Raw genomic sequence first — 25,609 nt, 5'->3', positions numbered from 1 at the left:
CTCTTCGTCGGGGTTGTCCGTATCCTGCCACGCCGGGAATAGGACCCGAACCACCTCAGGTTACGGGCTGACATGACAGAGAAGATTCCCGTGGATCTCTGGTTCGATCCTGCCTGTCCGTTCGCCTGGATCACCTCACGATGGCTGCTCGAAGTCGAGAAGGTCAGGCCGATCGAGCCGCGCTGGCGGCAGATGTCCCTCTACTTCCTCAATGAGGACAAGGACGTCCCCGCCGACTACCTCGAGCAGGCCGCCAAGGGCATGGGCTCCGTACGCGTCGTCGCCGCGGCCGCCGCCAAGCACGGCGAGCAGGTCATCGGCCCGCTCTACACCGCGCTCGGCACCCGCCTGCACAACGAGGGCCTCGGCAGGGAGCCCGAGCGGCTGCGCGAGGTCATCGAGGGCGCGCTCGACGAGGTCGGCCTCGACCGCTCGCTCGCCGACGAGATGCGCTCCGAGGAGTGGGACCCGGCCATCCGCACCTCCCACGAGGAGGGCATCGGCCTGGTCGGCGAGGAGGTCGGCACCCCGATCATCCGCGTCGGCCAGAACGCCTTCTTCGGCCCGGTCATCACCAAGATCATTCGTGACGAGGACGCGGGCAAGCTCTGGGACGGCGTCCTCATGGTCACCCAGTACGACGACTTCTTCGAACTCAAGCGCACCAGGACCAAGCGCCCGCAGTTCGACTGACCACTCCGGGAAGAAGAAAAGCCGGTCGCGGTGTAAAGGGCTTATCCCCGAGTGCGGATGAGCCCTCGCATCCCGGGCCGGGTCGCTGTCAGGATGGGTCCATGCGTCAGCTGTACATCGGCGGCTCCTGGACCGCATCGGCATCCGACGAACCCATCGAGGTCGTGAACCCGGCCACCGAAGATGTCATCGATCACGTGCCCGCCGGCACGCCCGATGACGTCGAGGCGGCGGTGGCCGCAGCCGGGCGCGCCTTCCCCGAGTGGTCGCGCACGCCCGCCGCCGAGCGCGGCAGACTGCTCGCCGAGGCCGCCGAGCTGCTGAGACAGCGTTCGCACGACATGGCCAAGACCATCGCGACCGACATGGGCGCGCCGCTGGGGTTCGCGCTCAAGGTGCAGACGCTCACGCCCGCCGCCGTCCTCGCCTCCTACGCCGAGCTGGCCGGGAGCCACCCGCGCGAGTCGCGGGTCGGCAACTCGCTGATCGTGAAGGAGCCGGTCGGGGTCGTCGCCGCCATCACGCCGTGGAACTACCCGCTGCACCAGGTCGTGTGCAAGGTCGCGCCCGCGCTGGCCGCCAGCTGCACCGTGGTGCTCAAGCCGAGCGAGGTGGCGCCGCTCGCCGCGTACGCGCTGGCCGAGATCTTCGACGAGGTGGGCCTGCCGCCGGGAGTGTTCAACCTGGTCAGCGGCCGGGGGCCGGTCGTCGGCGAGGCCATGGCCGCCCACCCGGGCGTCGACATGGTCTCCTTCACCGGCTCCACCGCCGCGGGCCGCCGGGTGGCCGCGCTCGCCGCCGAGACCGTCAAGCGGGTGGCGCTGGAGCTGGGCGGCAAGTCCGCCAACCTCATCCTGCCCGACGCCGACCTGCCGCTCGCGGTCAAGACCGGCGTGGCCAACTGCTTCGTGAACGCAGGCCAGACCTGCTCGGCGTGGACCCGCATGCTCGTCCAGCGCGACCAGTACGACGAGGCCGTCGGGCTGGCCGTCGAGCTGGCCCGCGGCTACCGCGTCGGCGACCCCTTCGACGAGTCCACCAAGATCGGGCCGCTGGTCTCGGCCACCCAGCGCGACCGGGTGACCCGCTACATCAACCGGGGCCAGGAGGAGGGCGCCAGGCTGGTGGCGGGCGGCACCGAGCGGCCGCACGAGCGCGGCTACTACGTCGAGCCCACGGTCTTCGCGGCCGTCGAGCCGGGCATGACGATCGAGCAGGAGGAGATCTTCGGCCCGGTGCTGTCGCTGATCCCGTACTTCGACGAGGACGACGCCGTCAAGATCGCCAACGGCACCCCCTACGGCCTCGCCGGGGCGGTCTGGGCGGGCACCGACGAGCGCGCGCTCGACGTCGCCCGCCGCCTGCGCACCGGCCAGGTGGCCGTCAACGGCGGCCGGTTCAACCCGATGGCCCCGTTCGGCGGCTACAAGCAGTCGGGCCTCGGCCGCGAGCTGGGCGAGCACGGCCTGGAGGAGTACTTGGAGATCAAGTCACTGCAGCTCTAGACGATCAGCCCGCCCGTGGCCAGGATGTTCTGGCCGGTCACCCACCGCCCGTCGGGGCCGGCCAGGAACCCGACCACGGCCGCGATGTCGTCGGGCCTGCCCAGCCGCCCCAGCGCGGTCATGGCGGGCGTCCGCTCCAGCGCCTCCGGCGGGTTGGCGCCGCGCAGCATGTCGGTGTCAGTGGCGCCCGACGAGACCACGTTGACCGTGATGCCGCGCCCGCCCAGCTCGCGCGCCGCCACCTTGGCGAACTGCTCCATCGCCCCCTTGCTGCCGCAGTAGAGGGCCAGGGTGGGGGCCGGCACCTGCGTGTTGAGCGAGGAGACGTTGATGACGCGCCCGCCGTCGCGCATCACCCGGCCCGCCCACTGGATGGCCAGGAAGACCGCCTTGGCGTTGACCGCGAACACCCGGTCGTAGTCGTCGCCGGTGATGGCGTCGATGGGTTTCTGGGCCTCGGCGGTGGCGGCGTTGTTGACCAGGATGTCGAGGCCGGGCAGCCGCGCCTCCGCCTCGGCGAACAGCCGCCGCAGGTCCTCCTCGTCGCCGAGGTCGGCGCGTACGGCGTGTGCTCCCGTCTCCTTGGCGACCTGCTCGGCCGCCTCGGCGGAGCTCTGGTAGCAGAAGACGACCTCCGCGCCGTCGGCGGCCAGCCGCTCGACGATCGCCCTGCCGATGCCCCTGGAGCCGCCGGTGACCAGTGCTCCCTTGCCGGAAAGTACGCTCATGCCGCCAAGCTACGCCTTGAGCATGATCGTCCGGGCCTCGGTTCGCGGCAGGCGATCGACGTAGAGCTTGCCGTCGAGGTGCTCGGTCTCGTGCTGCATGCAGCGGGCCAGCGAGCCGCGCGTCTTGAGGCGTACGGGCCGCTGCAACCGGTCGAGCCCTTCGACCGACACGCCCGCGGCGCGGGCGACCGGCGCGTAAAGCGGCTTGCGGGTGTCGCGGTCGGTCACCGACAGGCAGCCCTCCTCGTCGATCACCTCTTCAGGGTCGTCCACGGTCAGGACCGGGTTGATCACATGTCCCTTCCGGCCGGCGATGTCGTAGACGAACAACCGCCGCGACACGCCGATCTGCGGTCCGGCCAGACCGACGCCGTTGACCGCGTACATGGCCTGGAACATCTCCTCGATGAGCCTGCGCAGCTCGCGGTCGAAGTCCGTCACCGGCTCCGCGGGCGTGCGCAGGACGGGGTCGCCGAGGGCCCGGATCTCTCGCATGACTCTGCTCTCGCTTCTCGTGTAAGGACTGGTTATACGTAGGAGTCCTTACTCTACCGAGCGGGAACCTCTCGCCGGGGGCTGTGGAAGACTGGCACTGTGCGTGTCTACATCGGTGCCGACCATGCCGGCTATGAGCTCAAGAACCACCTCGTGTCCTGGCTGAAGGACCACGGGCACGAGGTGACCGACTGCGGTCCCTTCGTCTACGACGCCGAGGACGACTATCCCGCGTTCGTCCTGCGTGCCGCCGAGGGCGTCGCCGGCGACCCGGGCAGCCTGGGCATCGTGATCGGCGGATCGGGCAACGGCGAGCAGATCGCCGCCAACAAGGTGCGCGGCATCCGCGCCGCGCTCGCCTGGAGCGAGGAGACGGCCGGCCTGGCCCGCGAGCACAACAACGCCAACATCGTCAGCGTCGGCGCCCGCATGCACTCCACCGAGGAGGCCACCAGGTTCGTGGAGGTCTTCCTGTCCACGTCGTTCTCCGGCAGCGAGCGCCACAGCAGGCGCATCGCGCAGCTGACCTCCTACGAGACCATCGGCCAGCTGCCCTCGCTCCCTTAGCCCTTGCGCTTGGCCTCGCGCCTGGGCATCTCGTCACGCAGGGGCCGCCTGTCGGCGGCCTCCTGCTGTTGCTTCGACGGTCGCGACACGTCGCGGGCCCGCATGGCGACGACCGGCGTGATCTGCAGACTTTGCAAGGCCATGCCGTCGAGCCTACGCCAGGATCGCCGGGCCGGTCAGAAGACCAGCCCCGTCCACGGCTTCGGGCTCCACGACATCGCCGTGGCCAGCCTGTGCACGACGCCCGCGGTGTGCTCGCGCAGCAGCCCCGCCTGCAGCTGCTCGCCGAGCATCCCGTCGCCGAGATACGCCGAGCCGAGCGAGGCCACCGGCAGCGTGACGTCAGGCTCGTCGTCCACCGGCTTGCACGTGGCGCCCGTCAGGTCGGCGGTCAGCCGCCAGCGCCGCGCGTTCCACGGGCAGACGTCGTCCTCGACCTCGATCACCACGTCCACCGGCGCCGCGTACGACCGCGCCGACAGCGCCCTGTCCACCTCGACCAGGCGCACCCACAGCTCGTCCGACCAGCGGGCGCGGACCTGCCGCTGGTCGGCCAGCAGCGCGATCAGCGGGTCGTCGACCGGCCTGCCGTACGTCTCGACGCGGGTGACCAGGTCGCGGTCGAGCACGTTGCGCCAGAGCAGCGCGTACGCGGCCGGGTCGGCCGCCTCCAGCTCGCCCAGCATCAGCGTGCCCGACGGAATGTCGTTGTCGTCCCACGACGACTTGATGCGGAACAACGCGTAGCCGCGCACGCCCTGGTCGTCCTCGGCCAGGATCGCCCGCAGCGGGCCGCGCCCCGCCTGGTCGGCCTCCTCGTCGGCGAGGATGCCCGTCCAGTGGTGCGCGTTGCGCTCGTAGCGGCCGGGGCGCCGCGTGACGACGGCGGCGAACAGCTTCTCCAGCTCCTCGCGCACCTGCGCGGGCTTGGCCACCCTGATCCGCAGCGACGGGTCATGAGGGGCGTTTCGCACGAACGCCGAGCGGCGGGTGTCGATGCGGAACGGCAGGTTGGCGGAGGCCCTGCCGTAGCCGTACCGGCCGTAGATGAGGGACTCGGACGCGTAGAGCGCGGCCACGGGCTCGCCGCGCTCACGGATGTCGGACAGCTGCCTGCGCATGAGCGCGGACAGCACCCCGCGCCGGCGGTGGGAGGGCAGCACGCTGACGGCCGTCACCCCGGCGACGGGCAGCTGCCCGCCGGGGACCGTCATCGTGAAGCTGTAGATGGAGGTGACGCCGGCCATCTGGTCGCCGTCGAAGGCCGCGAGCGTGCGGTCGAACTCCGTCTCGGCCTTGGCCCGCTCGACCATGGCGGGATGGGGCGCCCACCCGAACGCCTCTTCGAGCACCTGGCTGTAGACCGGGAACTCGGACTCGTCAATCGGACGGATCGGGTACGTCATCCGTCCACGGTAGGAGCGGGCAAAGGGGTGAGGCCACCGAATATACCTGCTTAATGATCAAGGCGTTGGTCAAGTGGGCTGCCCAAACAGGGGTCAGACCGATACAGTCAGGCGCATCATGAGTTCCCGTCCGGCGCCGCTGATCCCGCCACGGGTCCGCGCCGCCCTGGTGCGGGTGCCCTTCCTCGTGCACGTCGTCCGCTTCGTCCGGCGCGTGCTCATCGCCCGTGACCGCAACCTGCTCATCACGCTCATCGTGCTGGCGCTCGTCATCGGGTTCCTCGCGGCCGAGGTGTCCAACGAGTGGTTCTCGCCGTCGCTGCTCATCCTCGTCACGCTCGTCGGCGGCCTCCAGCTCCGGCTGCGCAGCCTGATCAAGCTGCTGATGGGCGTCGGGGTCTCGCTGGGCTACGTCGCCGTCAACCTCGGCGCGGGCCGGGTGGGGCTCGGGCTCGGGGTGACGATCCTGTTCACCACCGTGCTCGCCGTGCTCATGGCCCGCACCAGGGGCAAGCTCGGCGTCCAGGGCCTGCGCGGCGACGCCATGCTGCTGGAGCTGCGCGACCGGCTGAAGAGCCAGGGCGAGCTGCCCCAGCTGCCGAAGGACTGGGGCGCGAAGGTCGTGCTCAAGCAGGCGGGCGGCTCGTCGTTCGGCGGCGACTTCCTGGTCTCGATGCGCGACGGCGACTCCGTCGAGATCGCGCTGGTCGACGTCTCGGGCAAGGGCGTCGACGCCGGCACCCGGGCGCTGCTGCTGTCGGGCACGTTCGGCGGCCTGCTCGGCTCGGTCGACGACTTCCTGCCCGCCTGCAACGCCTACCTGCACAGGCAGCGCGGCGACGAGGGCTTCGTCACGGCCGTGCACCTGCGACTCGACCTCGCCACCGGCGACTACACGATCACCTCGGCCGGGCATCCGCCGGTCGTGAAGTTCGACGCCGGCACCGGCAACTGGCAGGTCGCCTCGGCCAAGGGCGTCGTGCTGGGCGTGGTGCCCGACCTGCACTGCGAGCCCGACAGCGGCACCCTGCGCAAGGGCGACGCGCTGCTGCTGTTCACCGACGGGCTCATCGAGCAGCCCGGCCGCGACATCGACGCCGGTCTCGACCGGCTGCTCGGCGAGGCCGAGCGGCTGCTGCCGTCCGGCTTCCGCGACGGCGCCAGGGCCCTGGTCAACGCCATGGCCTCCGGCCACAACGACGACTGCGCGCTGGTGCTCATCTGGCGACCGTGACGTTTCACACGGGACGAGTCGTGACACCGGTCACTTTCAGCGGACGCCGCCCGGCTGAGATCCTCTAGGGGGTCGGGCCCCGGCGGAGCGGCGCGGCTCCACCGGGTCCCGTCACGCGGCTCCTCCCGTCACAACCAGCCACAGTCGCTCGCGATGCGCACCGCGTCGAGCCGATTGCGGGCGCCCGTCTTGCACATGATGCGCGACAGGTGGTTGCGCACGGTGCCGACCGACAGGAACAACTCGTCGGCGATCTCCGTCGAACGGGCGCCGCCCGCCGCGATGCGCAGCACGTCGAGCTCGCGCCTGGTCAGCGGGTTGGTGGCGCACTCCAGCGCGGCCACGGCCAGCTCCGCCTCGATCGCCCGATGGCCCGCGGCCACCTGGCGCACGCCTTCCGTCAGGTGCTCGGGGCGTACACACAGGCTCATGAAGCCCAGCGCGCGGCCCGCCAGCGCCTCGCGGACCTGGGCCGGGTTGGGGGCGGCCGACAGGAGCAGCACCCCGCAGCGGGGCGCGTGCTCGGCGAGCAGGGCGCTCGCCGGCCGTCCCGGAAGGTCGAGATCGACGACCGCCACGTCGGGATCGGCGTCCAGCGCCGCGCGGACCACCTCGTCGGCGTGTCCCGCCTCGGCGACCACCCGCATGTCGGGCTCGGCTCCGAGCGTGGCGAGCAGACCACGGCGCACCAAGGGAAGGTGCTCGGCGATCAGTATGCGGATCAAGACGTCCCCCTCCGTCGTCTCTTAGGGTGATCGTCTGATCGCACGCTGTCAATGCCTGTCAAAAGCGGTACGCCGTGCGGCATGGCGAGTTCGACTACTCTGGGGCTGTCGGACCTTTCGTCTGTCCTTATCGTTTGCCGGGAGCGCGTCTAGATGAACTGGCTCTACGCCGTGGGGATCATCCTGTTCCTTTTCGGCCTGATGGTCTCCATCGCGCTGCACGAGCTCGGTCACCTGGTCCCCGCCAAGCTCTTCGGGGTCAAGGTCACCCAATACATGGTGGGTTTCGGCGGCACCGCGTGGTCCCGGCGCAAGGGCGAGACCGAATACGGCATCAAGTGGATCCCGTTCGGCGGCTACATCCGCATGATCGGCATGCTGCCGCCGCGTCCCGGCGACGACCCGACCAAGGTGCGCAGCACCGCCACCGGGCCGTTCCAGGGGCTGATCGAGTCGGCCCGCGACGCCGCCCAGGAAGAGGTGCGGCCGGGCGACGAAGAGCGGGTCTTCTACCGCAAGAAGTGGTGGCAGAAGGTCATCATCATGTCGGGCGGCCCGGCGATGAACTTCGTGCTCGCCTTCGTCTTCTTCAGCATCCTGCTGGTCGGCATCGGCCTGCCCACCTGGGCCCCGATCGTGTCGCCCGACACCAACACGTGCGTGATCCCGATCTCCGAGCAGCGCGCGCAGTGCACGCCCGCCGACAAGCCGACCCCGGCCGCCCAGGCCGGGATGAAGCCGGGCGACGAGATCGTCGCCTTCGACGGCAAGAAGATCACCTCGTGGGACGACGCCACCAAGCTCATCCGCTCCCACGGCCCCGGCCCGGCCAAGGTCGGCATCGTCCGCGACGGCAAGCCGATGACGCTCGACGTCACGCTCATCGCCCAAGACCGGCCCAACCTCGACGACCCGACGAAGATCGACAGGAACGTCGGCTTCCTCGGCGTGCTGCCCACCGAGGTCATGCAGAAGCAGAGCATCGGCCAGGTGGTCGGCTACATGGGCGACCTGTCGGTCAGGGTCGCGAGCTCCCTGCTCAACCTGCCCAACAAGATGGTCGGCGTCTGGCACGCCGCCTTCTCCGGCGAGGAGCGCGACCCCGAGGGCCCGGTCGGCGTGGTCGGCGCGGGCCGCATGGGCGGGGAGATCCTCGCCTCCGACCTGTCGACCGAGAAGAAGATCGCCATCTTCGTCAACCTGCTGGCCGGCTTCAACCTGGCGATCGGCATGTTCAACCTGCTGCCGCTGCTGCCGCTCGACGGCGGCCACATCGCGGGCGGCCTGTGGGAGGGCATCAAGCGGGCCTACGCCAGGATCATGCGCAGGCCGGAGCCCGCCTATGTGGACATCGCGAAGGTGCTGCCGGTGACGTACGCGGTGGCGATCGTCATGATCATCATGGCCGGCCTGCTCGTCTACGCCGACCTGGTCAACCCGCTCACGCTGACGAACTGACGTCCTGCCGGTCCGCTGGGCGTCACCAGCTCAGCACCCGCAGCCGCGCCCGCTCCCTGGCAGGTCGCGCCGGCACGCGCAGCTCGGGCACGGCGTCGCGCAGCACCGAGATCCCGAGCGGCACGAGCACCAGGCACAGGGCGGCGCCCGACAGGACGCCGTCGACCAGCTCGCTCCTCTTCAGCACGCCGGTCCACAGCCACCCGGAGAACACGAACAACGCGAGGCGCCCGGTGCCGAACACGCCCGAACGGAAGGCGGCCGCGCCGAGGACCAGTGTCCCGAGGTAGAGGCCGAAGGCCGCTGAAACCGGCACCCGCCAGGGCCCGTAGGAGATGTCCGCGTACAGGTCCATGACGATCTCGGTCGTCCGCTCCAGCCCGAGCGTCCCGATGAGCCGCAGGGCCGTCTCGTCCACCCCGGCCCAGTACAGGCGCGAGAACAAGCCCACGACCAGCAGCGCGCCCCCCAGGAGGGCCGCCCGGGGCGAGCGCGTCGCGACCACCCTGGCCAGTGTGGCGAAGGCCAGGCACAGCACGATGGCGCCTGCCGTGTAGAGGGCGTACCCGGCCGTGGCGAGCCCGGGGCTCACGACGTACGCGGCCAGCTGCTCGGGCGCGGCGAACGGCTGCGTGGCGAAGGACGCCCGCTGCTCCGGGGTGAAGTCCGCCGCGCTCCACGCCAGATGGCGCAGCGCCAGCCCGGCGAACCACAGGAGCGGCCCGAGCACCAGGGCGCCGCCGCCGAGGAGCCGCCCGGGGAACCAGGCGTTGGGGTGGACCGATGGGGGAGTGAGGGTGATCGATGACATGGCGCTCACCCTGGCGTACGGGAGAAGACCGCCGCACCTGCCGTTCGTCAGGTGCGGGATGCCTCTTTCGTTCAGTTCATCGAGATGTGCACGTGGTCGTAGTGGTTCTCGGTGATGCTGCCGCGGTCGGACATCGTGCGCCAGCCGCTGCCGGAGTTGATGCGCTGCTTCCAGATCACGTACTTCACGCCGAGCTTGTCCTTGTTCTGCAGCGCCCACTCCGCGAGGCGGTCGCCGAGCGCGTTGTTGGCGGCCGTGGGCATGCTGCCGCCGGTGCTCATCATGAAGTCGCAGGCCCGGCCGAGCGGGTGCTCGCCGCTGGAGCCCCCGCGGAAGCAGCCGACCGTGAACGGCAGCGCGAAGTTCTTCTCCACCTGGGCCTTCATCAGCCGCGTACGCGGGGTGATGTTGTCGGTGCCGCCGGGCAGCTCGGGCGCCCAGGTGCCGTTGGACGTGCGGCCCGTGGCGACCGGCACCAGGTCCTGCAGCTTCTTCTCGATGTCCTTGATGACGTCCTCGGCCTCTCGGCGCTGGCCGGCGACCGTGGCGGCGTCCGACTTGATCTTGGCCGTCAGCGCGGCGGCCTCCTCGCTGGCCTTCTTGCGCTCGTCGCGGGCCTTGGCCACGCTCTGCACGACGGCCTGCTGCTCGGCGGTGAGCTGTTCGAGCAGGGCCGCGCTGCCGCCGTTGCTGGGCAGCATGAAGCCGGGCAGCGACGGGTCGATGTTCTGGTAGCGCAGGCGGGCGATCTCGGCGACCCGCTGCTCGGCCGCGGCCAGCGTCTGCTCGGCGGCGGCCAGCTTGGCCTGCGCGTTCTTGGCGGACTCCTGCGCCTCGGCCAGCTCGACCCGCTTGAGGTTGTACTTCTCGATGAGCTTGTCGACCTTGTTGTTGAGCTGCTTGAGCTGGGCGCGGAGCTCGGACTCGGTCGGTTTGGGCGCGGCCGTCGCGACGTTCGCCGGGAGGATGGCGAGGGCGGCGGCGGTGACGAGACCGATGGCAAGTTTCGCGGGGGACGAAGCCGCCACGTAAGAGTTCCTCTCCCTCTGCCGGCCGGGTTAGCTGACGGGTTCGGGCATGGAGCTCCCTACCGCTGTCGCGGATTCACCCCAAGGTGCGGATTGGGTCCCCGGCTCCCGGGCGACGCGCCCGGGATTAGGCGGGCGGTCGGCCGGGTTACGGCCGCCGCATATGGGGATATTAGTGGTAGATCACGAGTCATGCGACCTTAAGTAGAAATCTATTAGTGATCTATCTGTGATCGGAGCATGCGCGCCGCTTCCTCCGGGCGTACGTCGTTGACGAACGCCCCCATCGCCGACTCCGAGCCGGCCAGGTACTTGAGCTTGTTCGGCGCCCGCCTGATGCTGAACAGCTCCAGGTGCAGGTACGCCAGCTCCCTCCCCGTACGCACCGGCGCCTGGTGCCAGGCCGAGATGTACGGCATCACGACCCCGAACAGCCCGTCGAACGCCCGCAGCACCGAGGTGTAGAGCGGCGCGAACGCGGCACGCTCCGCCTCCGTCAGCGCCGCCAGGTCGGGCACCTGCCGGTGCGGATAAACGTGCACCTCGAACGGCCAGCGCGCCGCGGCGGGCACGAAGGCCGTCCACAGCTCGTTCGTGGCCACCACCCGCGTGCCCGCGGCTCGCTCGGCGGCCAGCACGTCGGCGAACAGGTTGCCCTTGTACCGCTGCGCCGCACCGAGCTGCAGCTTCGTCCTGGGCGTGACGTACGGGTAGGCGTAGATCTGGCCGTGCGGGTGGGCGATGGTGATGCCGATCTCCTCGCCCCGGTTCTCGAAGCAGAAGACCTGCTCGACGCCCTCAATGGCGGACAGCTCGGCCGTGCGGTCGGCCCACGCCTCCATGACCAGCTCCACCTGGTCGTCGGAGAGCCTGGAGAAGGAGGAGTCGTGGTCGGAGGTGAAGCACACCACCTCACACCGCCCCACTCCCGGCCGGACCTCACTCAGCCCGCCCACATCCTCATAAGTCCCCAAATTTCCGGAGAAAGAGGGGAAGCGGTTCTCGAACACGACCACGTCGTAGTCGTACGACGGGATCTCCGTCGACCGCTCGTCGGTCGACGGGCACAACGGGCACTCGGCCGTGCCGCCCGTGGGCAGGAACGTCCGCGTCTGCCGATGCCCCGCGATCGCGATCCACTCCTCGGTCAGCGGGTCGTAGCGCAGCTCGGAGGCCGGCGGCCGGGGCTCGAGCGGCCGGCGGTCGATCGCGCTCCTGTCGGCGTCGTCGCGCCGGTCGAAGTAGATCAGCTCCCGTCCGTCGGCGAGATGGGTGATGGTGCGCTTCACGAGCCCTCCGCGATGATCAGTTCGCCGGCCCGTCCGGCCAGCTCAGTGCGTGCTTCCTCGGGCAGGCCCGCGTCGCTGACGACCACGTCGGCCTCACTCAGCTCCGCGATCGTGCTGATGCCCACGGTGTTCCACTTCGTGTGGTCGGCGGGGACGACCAGCCGGGTCGCCGCCGCCACCAGCTCCCTGTCGGTCTCCGACTCCAGCAGGTTGGGCGTGGTGAACCCGGCCCGCACGCTCATTCCGTGCACGCCGAGGAAGAGCGTGTCGACGTGCAGGCGGCGGATCGCGGCCACCGCGACCGGCCCCACCAGCGCGTCGGACGGCGTGCGCACGCCACCGGTCAGCACGACCGTCCGGTCGGCGCGCGGGTTGCGGTGGAAGACCTCGGCGACCGGGATCGAGTTGGTGATCACGGTCAGCTCGGGCACGCCGATGAGGTGGTGCGCCAGCGCCCACGTGGTGGTGCCCGCCGACAGCGCGACGGCCGTGCCCGGCCGGACGAGCGTGGCCGCCTGCCGGGCGATGGCCTCCTTCTCCTGCTGCTGGCGGGCCGACTTGGCGGTGAAGCCCGGCTCTTCGGTCGATCCGGGGCCCAGGGCGGTCGCGCCGCCGTGCACCTTCTCCAGCAGGCCGCGCTCGGCCAGCACCTCGAGGTCGCGCCTGATGGTCATGTCGGAGACGCCGAGCTCGCGTACGAGGTCGGCCACCCGCACGCCGCCGTTGCTGCGGACGCGTTCGAGGATCGCCTGCTGACGCTGCTGTGCGAGCACACCCGCTCCTTCCAACACATTCCACCAAATTATGACACGGATTTGTTGGGGAATGTTAGTTCGTGCGGAACGCTTGCGCTGGTCAGCGCACGGGGAGACGTTGAAGGTCGGAAAGTGCCGATCAGCGGGAGGCGAGCTCATGGCGAGACGCGCACGTAAGGGCAGGGCACGCAAGAAGAAGAAGGCGAACCACGGTAAGCGTCCCACCGCGCGATGAGCGGCCGGGTGGCCGCCCCCGCGGCCACCCGCCGGCCTACCCCGGCAACTCCGTGAGCGCCAGATCGATGCGCTCCTGGGGCAGCGAGTAGTCCTCCAGCTCATCGGCCAGATAGCGGTCGTAGGCGGCCAGGTCGAAGTGGCCGTGGCCGCACAGCGCGGTCAGGATCACCTTCTCCTCGCCGCTCTCCTTGCAGCGCAGAGCCTCCGCGATCGTCTCCGCCAGCGCGTGCGTGGGCTCGGGCGCCGGCAGGATGCCCTCGGTGCGCGCGAACCGTACGCCGGCCGCGAAACACTCCCGCTGCGACCGGGTCACCGCCTCGAACAGGCCCAGCTCGTACATGTGCGACAACAGCGGCGACATGCCGTGATAGCGCAGGCCGCCCGCGTGGATCGGGTCCGGCACGAACGAGTGGCCCAGCGTGTGCATCTTCAGCAGCGGCGTGAACCCGGCCGTGTCGCCGAAGTCGTAGGCGTACGCGCCGCGCGTGAACGACGGGCAGGCCGCCGGCTCGACCGCCCTGAACTCCGTCGCCAGCCGCCCCGCCAGCTTCTCCCGCAGGAACGGGAACGACAGGCCGGCGAAGTTCGAGCCGCCGCCGGTGCAGCCGATCACCAGGTCCGGCATCTCGGGCAGCTGCGCGAGCGCCTCCTCGCCGATCACCGTCTGGTGCATGAGCACGTGGTTGAGCACCGAGCCGAGCGCGTAGCGGGCGTCGGGGTTCGCGCCCGCCACCTCCACCGCCTCGCTGATCGCGATGCCCAGGCTGCCGGGCGAGTCGGGGTCGTCGGCCAGCACCTTGCTGCCCGCCCCGGTCACGGGCGAGGGACTCGCGTGCACGGTCGCGCCGTACACCTGCATGAGCGAGCGCCGGTACGGCTTCTGGTCGTACGACGCCCGGACCATCCAGATCCGGCACTCCAGGTCGAACTGGGAGCACGCGAAGGCCAGCGCAGAACCCCACTGCCCCGCACCGGTCTCCGTGGTGAGCAGCCGCACCCCCTCGCGCGCGTTGTAGTACGCCTGCGGCACCGCCGTGTTCGGCTTGTGCGAGCCCGCCGGGGAGACGCCCTCGTACTTGTAGTAGATCCTGGCCGGCGTGCCCAGCGCCTTCTCCAGCCGGCGCGCCCGCATCAGCGGCGTGGGCCGCCACAGCCGGTAGACGTCCAGCACCTCCTGCGGGATCGGCACGAACCGCTCGCCGCTCACCTCCTGCCCGATCAGCTCCATCGGGAAGAGCGGCGCGAGATCGTCGGGGCCCACGGGCTGCCGCGTGCCGGGATGCAGCGGAGGCGGAGGCGGTGCGGGCAGGTCAGGGATGATGTTGTACCAGTTGCTGGGGATCATCGCCTCAGTGTGCGCCGCCGCGTCCGCGCGTACCAGTACCGTCGGGCACGAGCACGGCGAGGCGCGCCGGATGGTCCGATCGCACCACCACGTCCGCACTGCGCTGCGGGTCGGCCTCGCGCTCGTACCGCTCGTACGCGGGCAGCTTCCAGCGCTCTCCCTCCGGCGTGCCGCGTTCGAGCGCGCCTCGCGACAGCCACAGGTGCACGCTCACCTCGAACGCCAGCCCGCGCCCCAGCAGCAGCGTCCCGTCGACGAGCACCACCCCGCCGGGCGGCAGCTCCTCGTACGGCGCCCGGTAGGCCCGGTCGATGGAGCTGTCCCAAAGCGCGGGCAGCACCCGGCCGGTCTCGCTCGCGTCCAGGACCTCCCTGCGCAGCGCCTTCACATCCAGCCAGTCGTCGTAGAAGGCGTCGGGATCGGTCCTGCCGTACTCCAGCCGCAGCGACGCCGGCCGCAGGAAGTCGCCGGCCGACACCCGCACCACCGGCCGCCCGCGCAGCCGCAGCGGCGCGACCAGCTCGTCGGCCAGCTCCTCGGGCCGTGCCGCCGGCGCCCCGTCGACGGCCACCCGCACGTACTCGGCGGGCGGACGGCCGGAGATCAGCTCGGCCAGCTCCTCGACGAGAGCATCACGGGAGATCGGTCGGGCACGCATCGCCTCCACCCTACGAGGCCGCGCTTTCATGACGCCGCCGGCCACTTCACCACAATCGAGCAAGGGCGCGGACATGAGGAAGGCCAGGCGCCCCGGGTGGGGCTGACCTGGCCTTTTCGCCGTGGAGAGCGGACGACGGGAATCGAACCCGCGTAGCTAGTTTGGAAGACTAGGGCTCTACCATTGAGCTACGTCCGCGCGAACCGGTCGAACTCTGGTCTAGACTTCATCCGGTCGTCAGGGCGTAAGCGTACCGGAGTCCCGGAGCGTATGCGCACTCGGCGAGACGGGGCGTGGCGCAGCTTGGCAGCGCGCTTGCTTTGGGAGCAAGAAGTCGCAGGTTCAAATCCTGTCGCCCCGACCAGCCAGAAGGCCCCTCCCGTTCCGGGTGGGGCCTTTGTGCTTCAGAGGCACACTGCCGCTACCGGTGTCACCGGCTTGGCCTTGAGCAGAACGGTGGAGGCAGGTGCACCCCATCGGGTAGCTGGCGCGATTCTCCCCGGGCGCCGATGTTTCCGGCGTCGGTGCCAGCCGATCGAGGGGAGAGGGAGCATGACGGTCGTACAGGGACGTGGCTCCGGACGGGTCGCCAATGTCGTGCTGTGGGTGCTGCAGGTCGTGGCCGGGGCGGGAGGGCTCGTGGTGCCGGTGCTCGCGGGCGTGGCGGCGCCGACATCGTGGCGCGTACGCCGCCCGCTCATCAACCCCGTCACCCTGGAGGACGGCATCCGCCACCCGCATCCTGCAACGCAAGAAATAGTGATAAATCCGGATAAGGTCGGTCAGCGTGACCAACACCAGAACCATCCCTCCCCTGACCGGCGACGAGCGCACCATGCTCGGCAACTGGCTCGAATGGCACCGCGGCACCCTGGCCGTCAAGTGCGCCGGCCTCACGGACGACCAGCTGCGCCTGCGCTCGGCGGAGCCGTCCGAGTTGTCCCTGCTCGGCCTCGTCAGGCACATGGCCCACGTCGAACGCGTCTGGTTCCGCAACGTGCTCAACGGCGAGGACCTGCCCAAGCTCTGGGACAAGGACCGCGACAACGACGCCGACTTCACCGAGGTGGACACCGCCTCGGTGAAGGAGGCGTTCGCCACCTGGCAGGAGGAGATCGAGCACGCCCGCGCCATCTCGGCCGCCAAGCCGCTCGACGCCGTCGGCGACCGCAAGGGGCGCGACTGCACGCACCGCTACATCCTGGTGCACATGATCGAGGAGTACGCCCGCCACAATGGCCACGCCGACCTGCTGCGCGAGCGCATCGACGGAGTGATAGGCGACTAGTGGAGAGAGCGGCGGTTCAGGCGTCGGCGCGGAACAGCGCCCAGACGGCCTTGCCGCCGCGCGCCAGCGGGTCCCAGCCCCAGCACTGGCTGTAGGTCTCGACGATGTAGAGGCCGCGCCCGTTCTCGGAGATGAAGTCGGGCTCCTTGGGCGTCGGCACCTCGTCGCTCGGGTCGGCCACGGCCAGCAGCACGTGCGGCGTCACGCGCATCAGCAAGAGCTCGATCTCGCGCCGCCCCGCCGCGTACATCGCGTACCTGACGGCGTTCGTGACCAGCTCGGAGACCACCAGGGCGGCGTCGTCGCTCAGCTCGTGCAGGCCCCAGCCGCGCAAGGTCGAACGGGTCACGTCCCGTGCGGTCTTGACCGAGTCGGCCTGGAAGGGGAGCGGGCAGGCGGTGGTGCCCGGCTTGCCGCCCATGAGCAGGTGGTCGAAGCCCACCTCGCGGGTGATCTGCAGGCAGTCGGCAGTGGCCAGAGGGTCCTCCACCATGCTGCCGATACCTCCCCGTAAAGCCTTGGTTAGTGCATGTATGGCCCAATATGCACTAAGCCATCATGGGTCACGAACGCGGCAGCTGCAAGACCCAAATGCACGTGCAGGTGCAATGTGCAGTCGCAAGCGGCGTTTTCGGGTCATAAGTCATGGAATCGGACACCCGGTTGAGACCTTGTCATACCCGGCAGTGGGGTGTCACTGTGTGTGCGGACCTTGATAGGAGGCAAAGTGACGCAGAACCAGCCGGGTTCCGGACCGACGGCGCTGCGCATCCTCCTGGGCTCCCAGCTGCGCAAGCTCAGGGAAGCGAAGAACGTCACTCGCGAGGAGGCCGGCCACATCATCCGCGGGTCGGAATCCAAGATCAGCCGGATGGAACTCGGCCGAGTGGGGTTCAAAGAACGCGACGTGGCGGACCTGCTGACCTTGTACGGGGTCGTGGATCAGCAGGCCCGTGCCGCCGTACTCGATCTGGTCTCCACCGCCAACGAGCCGGGCTGGTGGCACCGGTTCAACGACGTCTTGCCCACGTGGTTCCAGGCGTACGTCGGCCTTGAGGAGGCCGCCGCCAGGATCAGGACCTACGAGGTCCAGTTCGTGCCGGGACTGCTGCAGACCAAGGAGTACGCAAGGGCTGTGGTGACCGCCGGGGCGGCGGGCATCGGGGCGGAGGAGATCGCCAGGAGGGTGGACCTGCGTCTGGAGCGCCAGCGCATGTTCGACAGGCCAGACGGGCCCGTCTTCTGGGCGGTGATCGACGAGGCCGCGCTCAGGCGGCCCATCGGCGGGATCGAGGTGATGAAGGCGCAGATCGAGCACCTCATCGACCTCATGCGCCAGCCGAACATCACCATCCAGATCATGCCGTTCAGCTTCGGCGGGCACAGCGCGGAAGGAGGCGCGTTCAGCATCCTGCGCTTCCCCGACGCCGACCTGCCCGACGTCGTGTACGTGGAGCAGCTGGCCAGCGCGCTCTACCTGGACAAGCGTGAGGATGTGGACCGATACACCGAGGTGATGGAGCGGTTGTGCGCCGTGAGCACCACCCCGGATGAGACGATCGAGCTGTTGAGGACGATCGCGGACGAGTTCTGACCCGCGTTTCTCATAGCGGTGGCGTCGTGGTTGGGTGTGCATCTGCCCTAGACTGGCCATCGGCGTTGGATGCCGCCGTGGCGGAGCATGCCCAACACCGCTCATGTGGGCGCGGCGCGTGAGCCGTACCGAATGGACGCGCCCGCGATCACTCGTAGCTTGATCAAGGAGACCATTCCGTGAAGACCGCTGTCGAGGAGCTCAGCCCGACCCGGGTCAAGCTCACTGTCGAGGTGCCGTTCGACGAGCTGCGCCCGAGCATGGATGCGGCGTACAAGAAGGTCGCGCAGCAGGTGCGCGTCCCCGGGTTCCGGCCTGGCAAGGTTCCGGCCCGCATCATCGAGCAGCGCTTCGGCCGGGCGGTAGTGCTGGAGGAGACCCTCAACGACGCGGTGCCCAAGCTGTACGGCCAGGCCGTCGACGAGGTCGACGTGTTCCCGGTCAGCCAGCCGGACATCGAAGTGACGAAGATCGACGACGGTGAGCAGATCGAGTTCACCGCCGAGGTCGACATCCGGCCCAACTTCGACGTCCCCGACTACCAGGGCGTCGAGGTCACGGTCGACTCCGCCGAGGTCTCCGACGAAGACGTCGACGCCCAGCTCGACGCGCTGCGCCAGCGGTTCGCCACGCTCACCGGCGTCGAGCGGGCCGCCGCCACCGGCGACTTCGTCGTGATGGACCTGCGTGCCGAGATCGACGGCCAGAACATCGAGGAGCAGCAGGCCAACGAGGTCTCCTACGAGGTCGGTGCCGGCTCCGTGCTGCAGGGCCTCGACGCCGCGCTCGAGGGCATGTCCGCGGGCGAGGAGAAGAGCTTCAAGACCGAGCTGGTCGGCGGCGAGAACGCCGGCGATGAAGCCGACGTGATCATCAACGTCAAGTCGGTCAAGGAGAAGGTGCTGCCCGAGCTCGACGACGAGTTCGCCCAGCTCGCCAGCGAGTTCGACACGCTCGACGAGCTCAAGGCCAGCATCCGCGAGCAGGCCCGCCGCAACAAGCTGATCGACCAGGTCGTCCAGGCCCGCGAGAAGGCTCTCGACACGCTGCTCGAGAAGATCGACATCCCGCTGCCCGACAGCGCGCTCAAGGCCGAGGTCGACGCCCGCAAGCACAACCTCGACCACCAGATCGCCGAGAGCGGTCTCAGCCGCGACGCCTTCTTCCGCCTCTACCAGACGACGGAGGAGGAGCGCTTCGAGGAGTTCGAGAAGAACTCCGCGCGCGCCATCAAGGTCGGCTTCGTGCTCGACAAGATCGTCAAGGCCGAGGAGCTGGGCGTCTCCGAGCAGGAGCTGACCAACTTCGTCGTGCGCCGCGCCATGGAGATGGGCGTGCAGCCCAACGAGCTGGCCCAGCACCTCGCCGACAACGACCAGCTGACGCTGGCCATGGTCGAGATCGTGCGCGACAAGGCCAAGTCGGTCCTGGGCGACGCCGCCAAGGTCGTCGACACCGACGGCAACGAGGTCGACCTCAAGGCGATCTACACCGAGATCAACGGTGAGCAGGTCGTCGAGGAGGGCGAGGACGAGTCCGCCGAGGACGCCAAGCCCGAGGCCTGACGCCTCACCCGCTGCACTGCGAAAGCCCCTGGGACCTCCCGGGGGCTTTCGCGTGCCCGCCCCTCCACCGGCGCTGAGGCGGCCCAGCGCGCGCCGCGGGCGGGAACGGCGTACGTGAGCCGACTCGGGTGTGCGACCGCCTCAGGGCCGTTCAGGGCCGTCTCAGGGCCGTCTCAGGGGGTCGTCTCAGCGCTCCCGCGGAACCGCTCGTAAGGACACGAAAGCCGCCGGGAACTACGGCAAACGCGCCGCCCGAACATGCGCCGTCAGCGAACAGCACCAGGGACCGGGCATGAGCTGTAGGCAGCGCGCGTTAAGGTCACAAGCAAAGCCAATCGATTACGACGCATCGGAAGGTGACGCTGTGACCAGCCCGCCGACCTTCTATCAGCCTGAGTCTCGAGGCCGTGAGAACGGCTCCGCCTTCCGGCTTGAGGACCAGCTCTACCAGCGCCTGCTCCGCGAGCGCATCATCGTGCTCGGGCAGGAGGTCAACGACGAGATCGCCAACCGCATCTGCGCCGAGCTGCTGCTGCTCGCGGCCGACGACCCCGAGCGCGACATCACGCTCTACATCAACTCGCCGGGTGGCTCGGTGAGTGCCGGCATGGCCATTTACGACATGATGGAATACGTGCCCAATGACGTTTCCACTGTGGTGATGGGCATGGCGGCATCGATGGGGCAGTTCCTGCTCACGGCCGGGGCGCGGGGCAAGCGCTACGCTCTGCCGCACGCCCGGGTGATGATGCACCAGCCGTCCGGCGGCATCGGTGGCACCGCCGCCGACATCGCCATCCAGGCCGAGCAGATGCTCTATGTGAAGAAGACGCTGGCCGAGCGCATCGCGTTCCACACCGGGCAGCCGCTGGAGCAGATCGAGTCCGACTCCGACCGTGACCGCTGGTTCACGGCCGAGGAGGCCAAGGACTACGGCTTCATCGACCACGTGGTGCGCAGCGCGCGTCAGGTGCCCTCCGCTGGCCCGGTCTCCTAGGGGGAGCTGACATGAACATTCAGAGCCGTTACGTTCTCCCCTCCTTCGTCGAGCGCACGTCATACGGCGTGAAGGAGATGAACCCGTACAACAAGCTCTTCGAGGATCGCATCATCTTCCTCGGAGTGCAGATCGACGACGCGTCGGCCAACGACGTGATGGCCCAGCTGCTGACGCTGGAGTCGCTCGACCCCGACCGTGACATCAGCATCTACATCAACTCGCCCGGCGGTTCCTTCACCGCCATGACGGCGATCTACGACACGATGCAGTTCGTCCGGCCGGAGATCCAGACCGTCTGCCTCGGCCAGGCCGCCTCCGCCGCGGCCGTGCTGCTGGCCGGCGGCACCCCGGGCAAGCGGTTCGCGCTGCCGAATGCCCGGGTGCTGATCCACCAGCCGTCCACCGAGGGCGGCGGCCAGGGAAGCGACATCGAGATCCAGGCCCGCGAGATCCTCCGCATGCGCACGCTGCTGGAGGACATCGTGGCCCGCCACACGGGCAAGCCCTCCGCCGACATCCGCAAGGACATCGAACGCGACAAAATTCTCAACGCGGACGAGGCAAAGGCGTATGGTCTGATCGACGACATCATCCCGTCCAGGAAGAAGCGAGCTCAGGCCGTGGCTTCCTAGACGAGACGTGACGCACCGGGGCGCTGCCCAATAGGGCACGTTCCGGTGCGACTCGCCGCTAGGGGGCTCACTGAGGGCCCAGAAGACGGTAACGTCGAAACCTGAGCGGTTCGGCCTAGTCCGGAGAATGTCCGGAGACACTGCTCTCGTGAGCAGGGCGGTCCCACGCAAAGGAGTATCTGGGGTGGCACGCATCGGCGACGGGGGAGACCTGCTGAAGTGCTCTTTCTGCGGAAAGAGTCAGAAGCAAGTCAAGAAGCTCATTGCCGGTCCAGGCGTCTACATCTGCGATGAGTGCATCGATCTCTGCAACGAGATCATCGAGGAGGAGCTGTCCGAGTCCTCCGAGCTCAAGTGGGACAACCTGCCCAAGCCGAGGGAGATCTACGAGTTCCTCGACGCCTACGTCATCGGTCAGGACAAGGCGAAGAAGGCTCTCTCGGTGGCGGTGTACAACCACTACAAGCGGGTGCAGTCGGGCGACCGGGGCAGAGACGACGGTCTCGAGCTGGCCAAGAGCAACATCCTGCTGCTCGGGCCCACGGGTTCGGGCAAGACGCTGCTGGCGCAGACCCTGGCGAAGATGCTCAACGTGCCCTTCGCCATCGCCGACGCCACCGCGCTCACGGAGGCCGGCTACGTCGGCGAGGATGTCGAGAACATCCTGCTCAAGCTCATCCAGGCCGCCGACTACGACGTCAAGAAGGCCGAGACCGGCATCATCTACATCGACGAGGTCGACAAGATCGCCCGTAAGAGCGAAAACCCGTCGATCACGCGCGACGTGTCCGGTGAGGGCGTGCAGCAGGCGCTGCTGAAGATACTGGAGGGCACCACCGCCTCGGTGCCTCCGCAGGGCGGCCGCAAGCACCCGCACCAGGAGTTCATCCAGATCGACACCACCAACGTGCTGTTCATCTGCGGTGGGGCGTTCGCCGGTCTGGAAAAGATCATCGAGTCGCGCATCGGCAAGAAGGGCATCGGCTTCAACGCCATCATCCGCTCGAAGGAAGAGGTCGACACGGCCGACATCTTCGGCGACGTGATGCCGGAAGACCTGCTCAAGTTCGGCATGATCCCCGAGTTCGTCGGCCGGCTCCCGGTCATCACCTCGGTGCACAACCTCGACCGCGAGGCGCTCATCCAGATCCTCACCGAGCCCCGCAACGCGCTCGTCAAGCAATACCGCAAGCTTCTCGAGCTCGACGGCGTCGAGCTCGAGTTCACCGACGGCGCCCTCGAGGCCATCGCCGACCAGGCGATCCTGCGCGGCACCGGCGCTCGCGGCCTGCGCGCCATCCTGGAGGAGGTGCTCCAGTCCGTCATGTACGAAGTGCCCTCCAGGCAGGACGTCGCCCGCGTCGTCATCACCCGCGAGTCGGTGATCGAGCACGCGATCCCGACGCTCGTCCCGCGCGACCAGCTCGCCGCCAAGCAGCAGCGCACACCGCGCGAGAAGTCGGCCTGAGCGCCACCAGCCAGATCGGCAACGCCCCGTGGTCACCGGCCATGGGGCGTTCCGCTTTCCCGTCTCCCTAGAATTGGTCACTGTGACAACGCCAGAGCTGCCTACTCAATACACACCGGCCGACGTCGAGACCCGCAGCTACGAGCGCTGGGTATCCGAAGGCTACTTCCGCGCCGACCCGGGCAGCTCGCGCGAGCCGTACAGCATCGTCCTCCCGCCGCCCAACGTGACGGGTGTGCTGCACATCGGGCACGCCCTCGACCACTCCATCCAGGACGCGCTGACGCGCCGCGCCCGCATGCAGGGGCGCGAGACGCTCTGGCTGCCCGGCATGGACCACGCCGGCATCGCCACCCAGAACGTCGTCGAACGCGAGCTGGCCAAGGAGGGCAAGTCGCGGCACGACCTCGGGCGCGAGGCGTTCGTCGAGCGCGTCTGGGAGTGGAAGGAGGAGTCCGGCGGCCGGATCCTCGGCCAGATGCGCAAGCTCGGTGACGGGGTCGACTGGTCGCGCGAGCGGTTCACGATGGACACGGGGCTGTCGCGGGCCGTGCAAACGATCTTCAAGAAGCTCTTCGACGAGGGGCTCATCTACCGCGCCGAGCGCATCATCAACTGGTGCCCGCGCTGCCTGACCGCGCTGTCCGACATCGAGGTCGAGCACAGCGAGGACGAAGGCGAGCTCGTCTCCATCCGCTACTCCGACGACATCGTGGTGGCCACCACCCGCGCCGAGACCATGCTCGGCGACACCGCCGTGGCCGTCCACCCGTCCGACGAGCGTTACGCCCACCTGGTCGGCACCATGGTCGAGGTGCCGCTGACCGGGCGCATGATCCCGGTGGTCGCCGACGAGCACGTCGATCCCTCGTTCGGCACCGGCGCCGTCAAGGTGACCCCCGCCCACGACCCCAACGACTTCGAGATCGGCCGCCGGCACGACCTGCCGTCGATCACCGTCATGGACGAGCGCGGCGTGATCACGGCGCACGGGCCCTTCGAGGGGCTCGACCGCTTCGAGGCGCGTCCGGCCGTGGTGGCCGCGCTGCGCGCCGAGGGCCGCGTCGTCGCCGAGAAGCGCCCCTACCTCCACTCCGTCGGCCACTGCTCGCGCTGCAAGACGGTGGTCGAGCCGAGACTGTCGCTGCAGTGGTTCGTCAACGTCGCGCCGCTGGCCAAGGCCGCGGGCGACGCCGTGCGCGACGGACGCACCCGCATCCACCCGCCGGAGATGGCCAAGCGCTACTTCGACTGGGTCGACGACATGCACGACTGGTGCATCTCCCGCCAGCTGTGGTGGGGCCACCGCATCCCGGTCTGGTACGGCCCGGGCGGCGAGGTCGTCTGCGTCGGCCCCGACGAGGAGCCGCCCGCCGGCTACGTCCAGGACTCCGACGTCCTCGACACCTGGTTCTCCTCCGGCCTGTGGCCGTTCTCCACGATGGGCTGGCCCGACCAGACGCCCGAGCTCAAGCGCTTCTACCCGACCTCGGTGCTGGTGACGGGCTACGACATCCTGTTCTTCTGGGTCGCCAGGATGATGATGTTCGGCCTGTACGCCATGGACGGCGAGCCGCCGTTCCGTGTCGTCGCGCTGCACGGCATGGTCCGCGACCAATACGGCAAGAAGATGTCGAAGTCGTTCGGCAACGTGGTCGACCCGCTCGACTGGGTCGATCGCTTCGGCGCCGACGCCACCCGCTTCACGCTGCTGCGCGGCGCCAACCCCGGCGCCGACGTCGCGGTGAGCGAGGAGTGGGCGGCCGGCTCGCGCAACTTCTGCAACAAGATCTGGAACGCCACCCGCTTCGCCCTGATGAACGGCGCGGCCGTGGGGTCGCTGGAGGGCGCCGAGCTGACGGCGGCCGACCGGTGGATCCTGTCGCGGCTGCAGTCGGTGATCACGCAGGCCGACGCGGCGTTCGAGGAGTTCGAGTTCGCCAAGGCGTCCGACCTGCTCTACCACTTCGCCTGGGACGAGGTGTGCGACTGGTACCTCGAGCTGGCCAAGATCCAGCTCGGTGAGGGCCTGGAGCACACCCGGCTGGTGCTCGGCCATGTGCTCGACGCGCTGCTGCGGTTGCTGCATCCGCTGGTGCCGTTCGTGACCGAGGAGTTGTGGCGGGCCGTCACCGGTGGCGAGTCGATCGTGGTGGCCCCGTGGCCCACGGCCGACCCGCGCTACACCGACCCCGCCGCCGAGGCGGAGATCGAGGCGCTGCAGGAGCTGGTGACGGAGGTCCGCCGGTTCCGCTCCGATCAGGGGCTCAAGCCGGGGCAGAAGGTGGCCGCGCGGCTGGGGCTGGCCGGCACGTCTCTGGCGGGCCAGGAGAGCGCCGTACGCTCGCTGCTGCGCCTCACCGAGCCCGGCGAGTCGTTCAGCACCACCGCGCGCCTGACGGTGAGCGGCGTGAGCGTTGAGCTCGACACCGCCGGCGCCATCGACGTCGCGGCCGAGCGCAAGCGGCTGGAGAAGGACCTCGCGGCTGCCCGCAAGGAGGCCGCTCAGGTCGCGGCCAAGCTGGGCAACGAGCAGTTCATGGCCAAGGCGCCGGAAAACGTGGTGGCCAAGGTCAGGAGCCGCGCCGAGCAGGCGTCCGCGGACATCGACCGCCTCGAGGCACAGCTCGCCGCCCTGGGTGTTTAGACGGTACGCACGCAGGGAAGGTCCATTCGTTACCGAAGAGTGGACCTTCCACGCCTCAGAGGCTGCTAGAGTTTTCAACCGCAGGGCCGATGGGCCCTGACATCCCAGTGAACGAACCTCAACCCTCGGGTTGCGTCCGCCACGCGGTTGGACAAGAGCCGAAAGTTGGAGTAAGTTAGCAGGGTTGCCTCGGAAGGGGCGAAGTCCGGAAGATCCCGGATCGGGCGGTTTGACAAGATTCGTCCGGATCTGGTAATCTAAAGGAAACGAAATATGCGCCTCGCGCACCGGGGTCTCCCAAGGATCCTGGTGCGGATGTACGCGTCCGTTTCTTGAGAACTCAACAGTGTGTTAAAAGCCAGTGCATGATGCACAACCCCGTCATATTTTGACGGATTCCTTTGGTTGACATTCATGTGGACATGAGTGTTGGCCAGGACTTCTTTTCAAGCATTGTTTGGAGAGTTTGATCCTGGCTCAG

At 69.0% G+C, this 25,609-nt stretch carries 24 protein-coding genes, 2 tRNA genes and 1 riboswitch; of the genes, 13 read left to right on the top strand and 13 right to left on the bottom strand.

What is annotated here, in order from left to right:
- Positions 1-72: 72 nt before the first annotated feature.
- The gene (locus AB0K12_RS34635; RefSeq protein ID WP_364570926.1) at positions 73-693 is read left to right on the top strand and encodes a disulfide bond formation protein DsbA; all 621 of its coding nucleotides are present in this window, start codon (positions 73-75) and stop codon (positions 691-693) included.
- 101 nt (positions 694-794) lie between these two features.
- Positions 795-2,198, top strand: coding sequence for an aldehyde dehydrogenase family protein (locus tag AB0K12_RS34630; RefSeq protein ID WP_364570924.1), 1,404 nt, complete (start codon positions 795-797; stop codon positions 2,196-2,198).
- Here AB0K12_RS34630 and AB0K12_RS34625 read toward each other — a convergent pair.
- Together AB0K12_RS34625 and def are read right to left on the bottom strand one after the other, a co-directional pair.
- The gene (locus AB0K12_RS34625) at positions 2,195-2,926 is read right to left on the bottom strand and encodes an SDR family oxidoreductase (protein WP_364570922.1); all 732 of its coding nucleotides are present in this window, start codon (positions 2,924-2,926) and stop codon (positions 2,195-2,197) included. The genes AB0K12_RS34630 and AB0K12_RS34625 overlap by 4 nt on opposite strands.
- Before the next feature lie 9 nt (positions 2,927-2,935).
- Positions 2,936-3,421 carry a peptide deformylase gene (gene def / locus AB0K12_RS34620; RefSeq protein WP_364570920.1) on the bottom strand — a complete coding sequence of 162 codons (486 nt, stop codon included), beginning with the start codon at positions 3,419-3,421 and terminating at the stop codon, positions 2,936-2,938.
- A gap of 99 nt (positions 3,422-3,520) precedes the next feature.
- Between def and AB0K12_RS34615 the strand changes: the two genes are divergently transcribed.
- Positions 3,521-3,988, top strand: coding sequence for a ribose-5-phosphate isomerase (locus tag AB0K12_RS34615; RefSeq protein WP_345388030.1), 468 nt, complete (start codon positions 3,521-3,523; stop codon positions 3,986-3,988).
- Here the strand turns inward: AB0K12_RS34615 and AB0K12_RS34610 are convergent.
- On the bottom strand, positions 3,985-4,131 hold the full coding sequence (locus AB0K12_RS34610) for a hypothetical protein (protein WP_355420198.1): 147 nt from the start codon (positions 4,129-4,131) through the stop codon (positions 3,985-3,987). The genes AB0K12_RS34615 and AB0K12_RS34610 overlap by 4 nt on opposite strands.
- Positions 4,132-4,164: 33 nt before the next feature.
- On the bottom strand, positions 4,165-5,394 hold the full coding sequence (locus tag AB0K12_RS34605) for a GNAT family N-acetyltransferase (RefSeq protein WP_364570917.1): 1,230 nt from the start codon (positions 5,392-5,394) through the stop codon (positions 4,165-4,167).
- Between the two features lie 118 nt (positions 5,395-5,512).
- Between AB0K12_RS34605 and AB0K12_RS34600 the strand changes: the two genes are divergently transcribed.
- Positions 5,513-6,628 (top strand): PP2C family protein-serine/threonine phosphatase, encoded by a 1,116-nt coding sequence (locus AB0K12_RS34600; protein WP_364570915.1) that lies wholly within the window; start codon positions 5,513-5,515, stop codon positions 6,626-6,628.
- A 128-nt stretch (positions 6,629-6,756) separates the two neighbouring features.
- On the opposite strand, the gene AB0K12_RS34595 is transcribed toward AB0K12_RS34600, so the two are convergent.
- Positions 6,757-7,353: a response regulator transcription factor gene (locus tag AB0K12_RS34595; RefSeq protein ID WP_364570913.1), complete on the bottom strand. Its 597-nt coding sequence runs from the start codon at positions 7,351-7,353 to the stop codon at positions 6,757-6,759.
- Between the two features lie 153 nt (positions 7,354-7,506).
- Here AB0K12_RS34595 and AB0K12_RS34590 point away from each other — a divergent pair, with 153 nt between their 5' ends.
- On the top strand, positions 7,507-8,811 hold the full coding sequence (locus AB0K12_RS34590) for a site-2 protease family protein (protein WP_364570911.1): 1,305 nt from the start codon (positions 7,507-7,509) through the stop codon (positions 8,809-8,811).
- Positions 8,812-8,833: 22 nt separating this feature from the next.
- On the opposite strand, the gene AB0K12_RS34585 is transcribed toward AB0K12_RS34590, so the two are convergent.
- The 7 genes from AB0K12_RS34585 to AB0K12_RS34555 form a co-directional block, all read right to left on the bottom strand.
- Entirely contained in the window at positions 8,834-9,622 is a 789-nt protein-coding gene (locus AB0K12_RS34585) for a hypothetical protein (RefSeq protein WP_364570909.1), read from the bottom strand.
- Between the two features lie 71 nt (positions 9,623-9,693).
- Positions 9,694-10,650, bottom strand: a complete 957-nt coding sequence (locus AB0K12_RS34580; protein WP_364570907.1) for a hypothetical protein — start codon at positions 10,648-10,650, stop codon at positions 9,694-9,696.
- Positions 10,651-10,655: 5 nt separating this feature from the next.
- Positions 10,656-10,794: riboswitch (cyclic di-AMP (ydaO/yuaA leader) on the bottom strand.
- A gap of 71 nt (positions 10,795-10,865) precedes the next feature.
- Positions 10,866-11,939, bottom strand: a complete 1,074-nt coding sequence (galT, locus tag AB0K12_RS34575) for a galactose-1-phosphate uridylyltransferase (protein WP_364570905.1) — start codon at positions 11,937-11,939, stop codon at positions 10,866-10,868.
- Entirely contained in the window at positions 11,936-12,712 is a 777-nt protein-coding gene (locus tag AB0K12_RS34570) for a DeoR/GlpR family DNA-binding transcription regulator (protein WP_364570903.1), read from the bottom strand. The genes galT and AB0K12_RS34570 overlap by 4 nt, the downstream gene beginning before the upstream one ends.
- A gap of 253 nt (positions 12,713-12,965) precedes the next feature.
- A complete protein-coding gene (locus AB0K12_RS34565; protein WP_355420222.1) occupies positions 12,966-14,276 on the bottom strand; it encodes a TrpB-like pyridoxal phosphate-dependent enzyme in 1,311 nt (436 codons plus the stop codon).
- 4 nt (positions 14,277-14,280) lie between these two features.
- Complete coding sequence (locus tag AB0K12_RS34560; RefSeq protein WP_364570900.1) at positions 14,281-14,934, bottom strand: uridine kinase; 654 nt, start codon at positions 14,932-14,934, stop codon at positions 14,281-14,283.
- 127 nt (positions 14,935-15,061) lie between these two features.
- Positions 15,062-15,132: transfer RNA gene (locus AB0K12_RS34555), tRNA-Gly, on the bottom strand.
- A gap of 89 nt (positions 15,133-15,221) precedes the next feature.
- Between AB0K12_RS34555 and AB0K12_RS34550 the strand changes: the two genes are divergently transcribed.
- Together AB0K12_RS34550 and AB0K12_RS34545 are read left to right on the top strand one after the other, a co-directional pair.
- Positions 15,222-15,298: transfer RNA gene (locus tag AB0K12_RS34550), tRNA-Pro, on the top strand.
- Between the two features lie 423 nt (positions 15,299-15,721).
- Entirely contained in the window at positions 15,722-16,222 is a 501-nt protein-coding gene (locus AB0K12_RS34545) for a DinB family protein (RefSeq protein WP_364570898.1), read from the top strand.
- Positions 16,223-16,238: 16 nt separating this feature from the next.
- On the opposite strand, the gene AB0K12_RS34540 is transcribed toward AB0K12_RS34545, so the two are convergent.
- Entirely contained in the window at positions 16,239-16,715 is a 477-nt protein-coding gene (locus AB0K12_RS34540) for an ATP-binding protein (RefSeq protein ID WP_364570896.1), read from the bottom strand.
- 234 nt (positions 16,716-16,949) lie between these two features.
- On the opposite strand from AB0K12_RS34540, the gene AB0K12_RS34535 reads away from it, so the two are divergent.
- The 6 genes from AB0K12_RS34535 to AB0K12_RS34510 all read left to right on the top strand — a co-directional run bounded on the left by AB0K12_RS34535 (position 16,950) and on the right by AB0K12_RS34510 (position 25,128).
- Complete coding sequence (locus AB0K12_RS34535) at positions 16,950-17,816, top strand: helix-turn-helix transcriptional regulator (protein WP_364570894.1); 867 nt, start codon at positions 16,950-16,952, stop codon at positions 17,814-17,816.
- A 179-nt stretch (positions 17,817-17,995) separates the two neighbouring features.
- Positions 17,996-19,381 (top strand): trigger factor, encoded by a 1,386-nt coding sequence (gene tig, locus AB0K12_RS34530; RefSeq protein WP_364570892.1) that lies wholly within the window; start codon positions 17,996-17,998, stop codon positions 19,379-19,381.
- 364 nt (positions 19,382-19,745) lie between these two features.
- Positions 19,746-20,378 (top strand): ATP-dependent Clp protease proteolytic subunit, encoded by a 633-nt coding sequence (locus AB0K12_RS34525; protein ID WP_043640066.1) that lies wholly within the window; start codon positions 19,746-19,748, stop codon positions 20,376-20,378.
- A gap of 11 nt (positions 20,379-20,389) precedes the next feature.
- Complete coding sequence (locus AB0K12_RS34520) at positions 20,390-21,013, top strand: ATP-dependent Clp protease proteolytic subunit (protein ID WP_355420241.1); 624 nt, start codon at positions 20,390-20,392, stop codon at positions 21,011-21,013.
- Between the two features lie 184 nt (positions 21,014-21,197).
- A complete protein-coding gene (clpX, locus tag AB0K12_RS34515) occupies positions 21,198-22,481 on the top strand; it encodes an ATP-dependent Clp protease ATP-binding subunit ClpX (protein WP_043640058.1) in 1,284 nt (427 codons plus the stop codon).
- A gap of 82 nt (positions 22,482-22,563) precedes the next feature.
- Positions 22,564-25,128: a valine--tRNA ligase gene (locus AB0K12_RS34510; RefSeq protein ID WP_364570889.1), complete on the top strand. Its 2,565-nt coding sequence runs from the start codon at positions 22,564-22,566 to the stop codon at positions 25,126-25,128.
- The last annotated feature ends 481 nt before the right edge of the window (positions 25,129-25,609 follow it).

This window comes from Nonomuraea sp. NPDC049419, from assembly GCF_040676995.1.
Classification (GTDB): domain Bacteria; phylum Actinomycetota; class Actinomycetes; order Streptosporangiales; family Streptosporangiaceae; genus Nonomuraea; species Nonomuraea salmonea.
Note: the sequence above shows the minus strand (reverse complement) of the source record. Positions and strands in the feature narration are given on the sequence as shown.

What these genes read in the sequence shown, in the direction of transcription:
- AB0K12_RS34520 (WP_355420241.1), top strand. Translation starts at nt 20,390, where the DNA reads ATGAACATTCAGAGCCGTTACGTTCTCCCCTCCTTCGTCGAGCGCACG.
- AB0K12_RS34610 (WP_355420198.1), bottom strand. Translation starts at nt 4,131, where the DNA reads ATGGCCTTGCAAAGTCTGCAGATCACGCCGGTCGTCGCCATGCGGGCC.
- AB0K12_RS34540 (WP_364570896.1), bottom strand. Translation starts at nt 16,715, where the DNA reads ATGGTGGAGGACCCTCTGGCCACTGCCGACTGCCTGCAGATCACCCGC.
- AB0K12_RS34630 (WP_364570924.1), top strand. Translation starts at nt 795, where the DNA reads ATGCGTCAGCTGTACATCGGCGGCTCCTGGACCGCATCGGCATCCGAC.
- AB0K12_RS34585 (WP_364570909.1), bottom strand. Translation starts at nt 9,622, where the DNA reads ATGTCATCGATCACCCTCACTCCCCCATCGGTCCACCCCAACGCCTGG.
- AB0K12_RS34600 (WP_364570915.1), top strand. Translation starts at nt 5,513, where the DNA reads ATGAGTTCCCGTCCGGCGCCGCTGATCCCGCCACGGGTCCGCGCCGCC.
- AB0K12_RS34590 (WP_364570911.1), top strand. Translation starts at nt 7,507, where the DNA reads ATGAACTGGCTCTACGCCGTGGGGATCATCCTGTTCCTTTTCGGCCTG.
- AB0K12_RS34605 (WP_364570917.1), bottom strand. Translation starts at nt 5,394, where the DNA reads ATGACGTACCCGATCCGTCCGATTGACGAGTCCGAGTTCCCGGTCTAC.
- AB0K12_RS34565 (WP_355420222.1), bottom strand. Translation starts at nt 14,276, where the DNA reads ATGATCCCCAGCAACTGGTACAACATCATCCCTGACCTGCCCGCACCG.
- AB0K12_RS34560 (WP_364570900.1), bottom strand. Translation starts at nt 14,934, where the DNA reads ATGCGTGCCCGACCGATCTCCCGTGATGCTCTCGTCGAGGAGCTGGCC.
- AB0K12_RS34635 (WP_364570926.1), top strand. Translation starts at nt 73, where the DNA reads ATGACAGAGAAGATTCCCGTGGATCTCTGGTTCGATCCTGCCTGTCCG.
- def (WP_364570920.1), bottom strand. Translation starts at nt 3,421, where the DNA reads ATGCGAGAGATCCGGGCCCTCGGCGACCCCGTCCTGCGCACGCCCGCG.
- AB0K12_RS34625 (WP_364570922.1), bottom strand. Translation starts at nt 2,926, where the DNA reads ATGAGCGTACTTTCCGGCAAGGGAGCACTGGTCACCGGCGGCTCCAGG.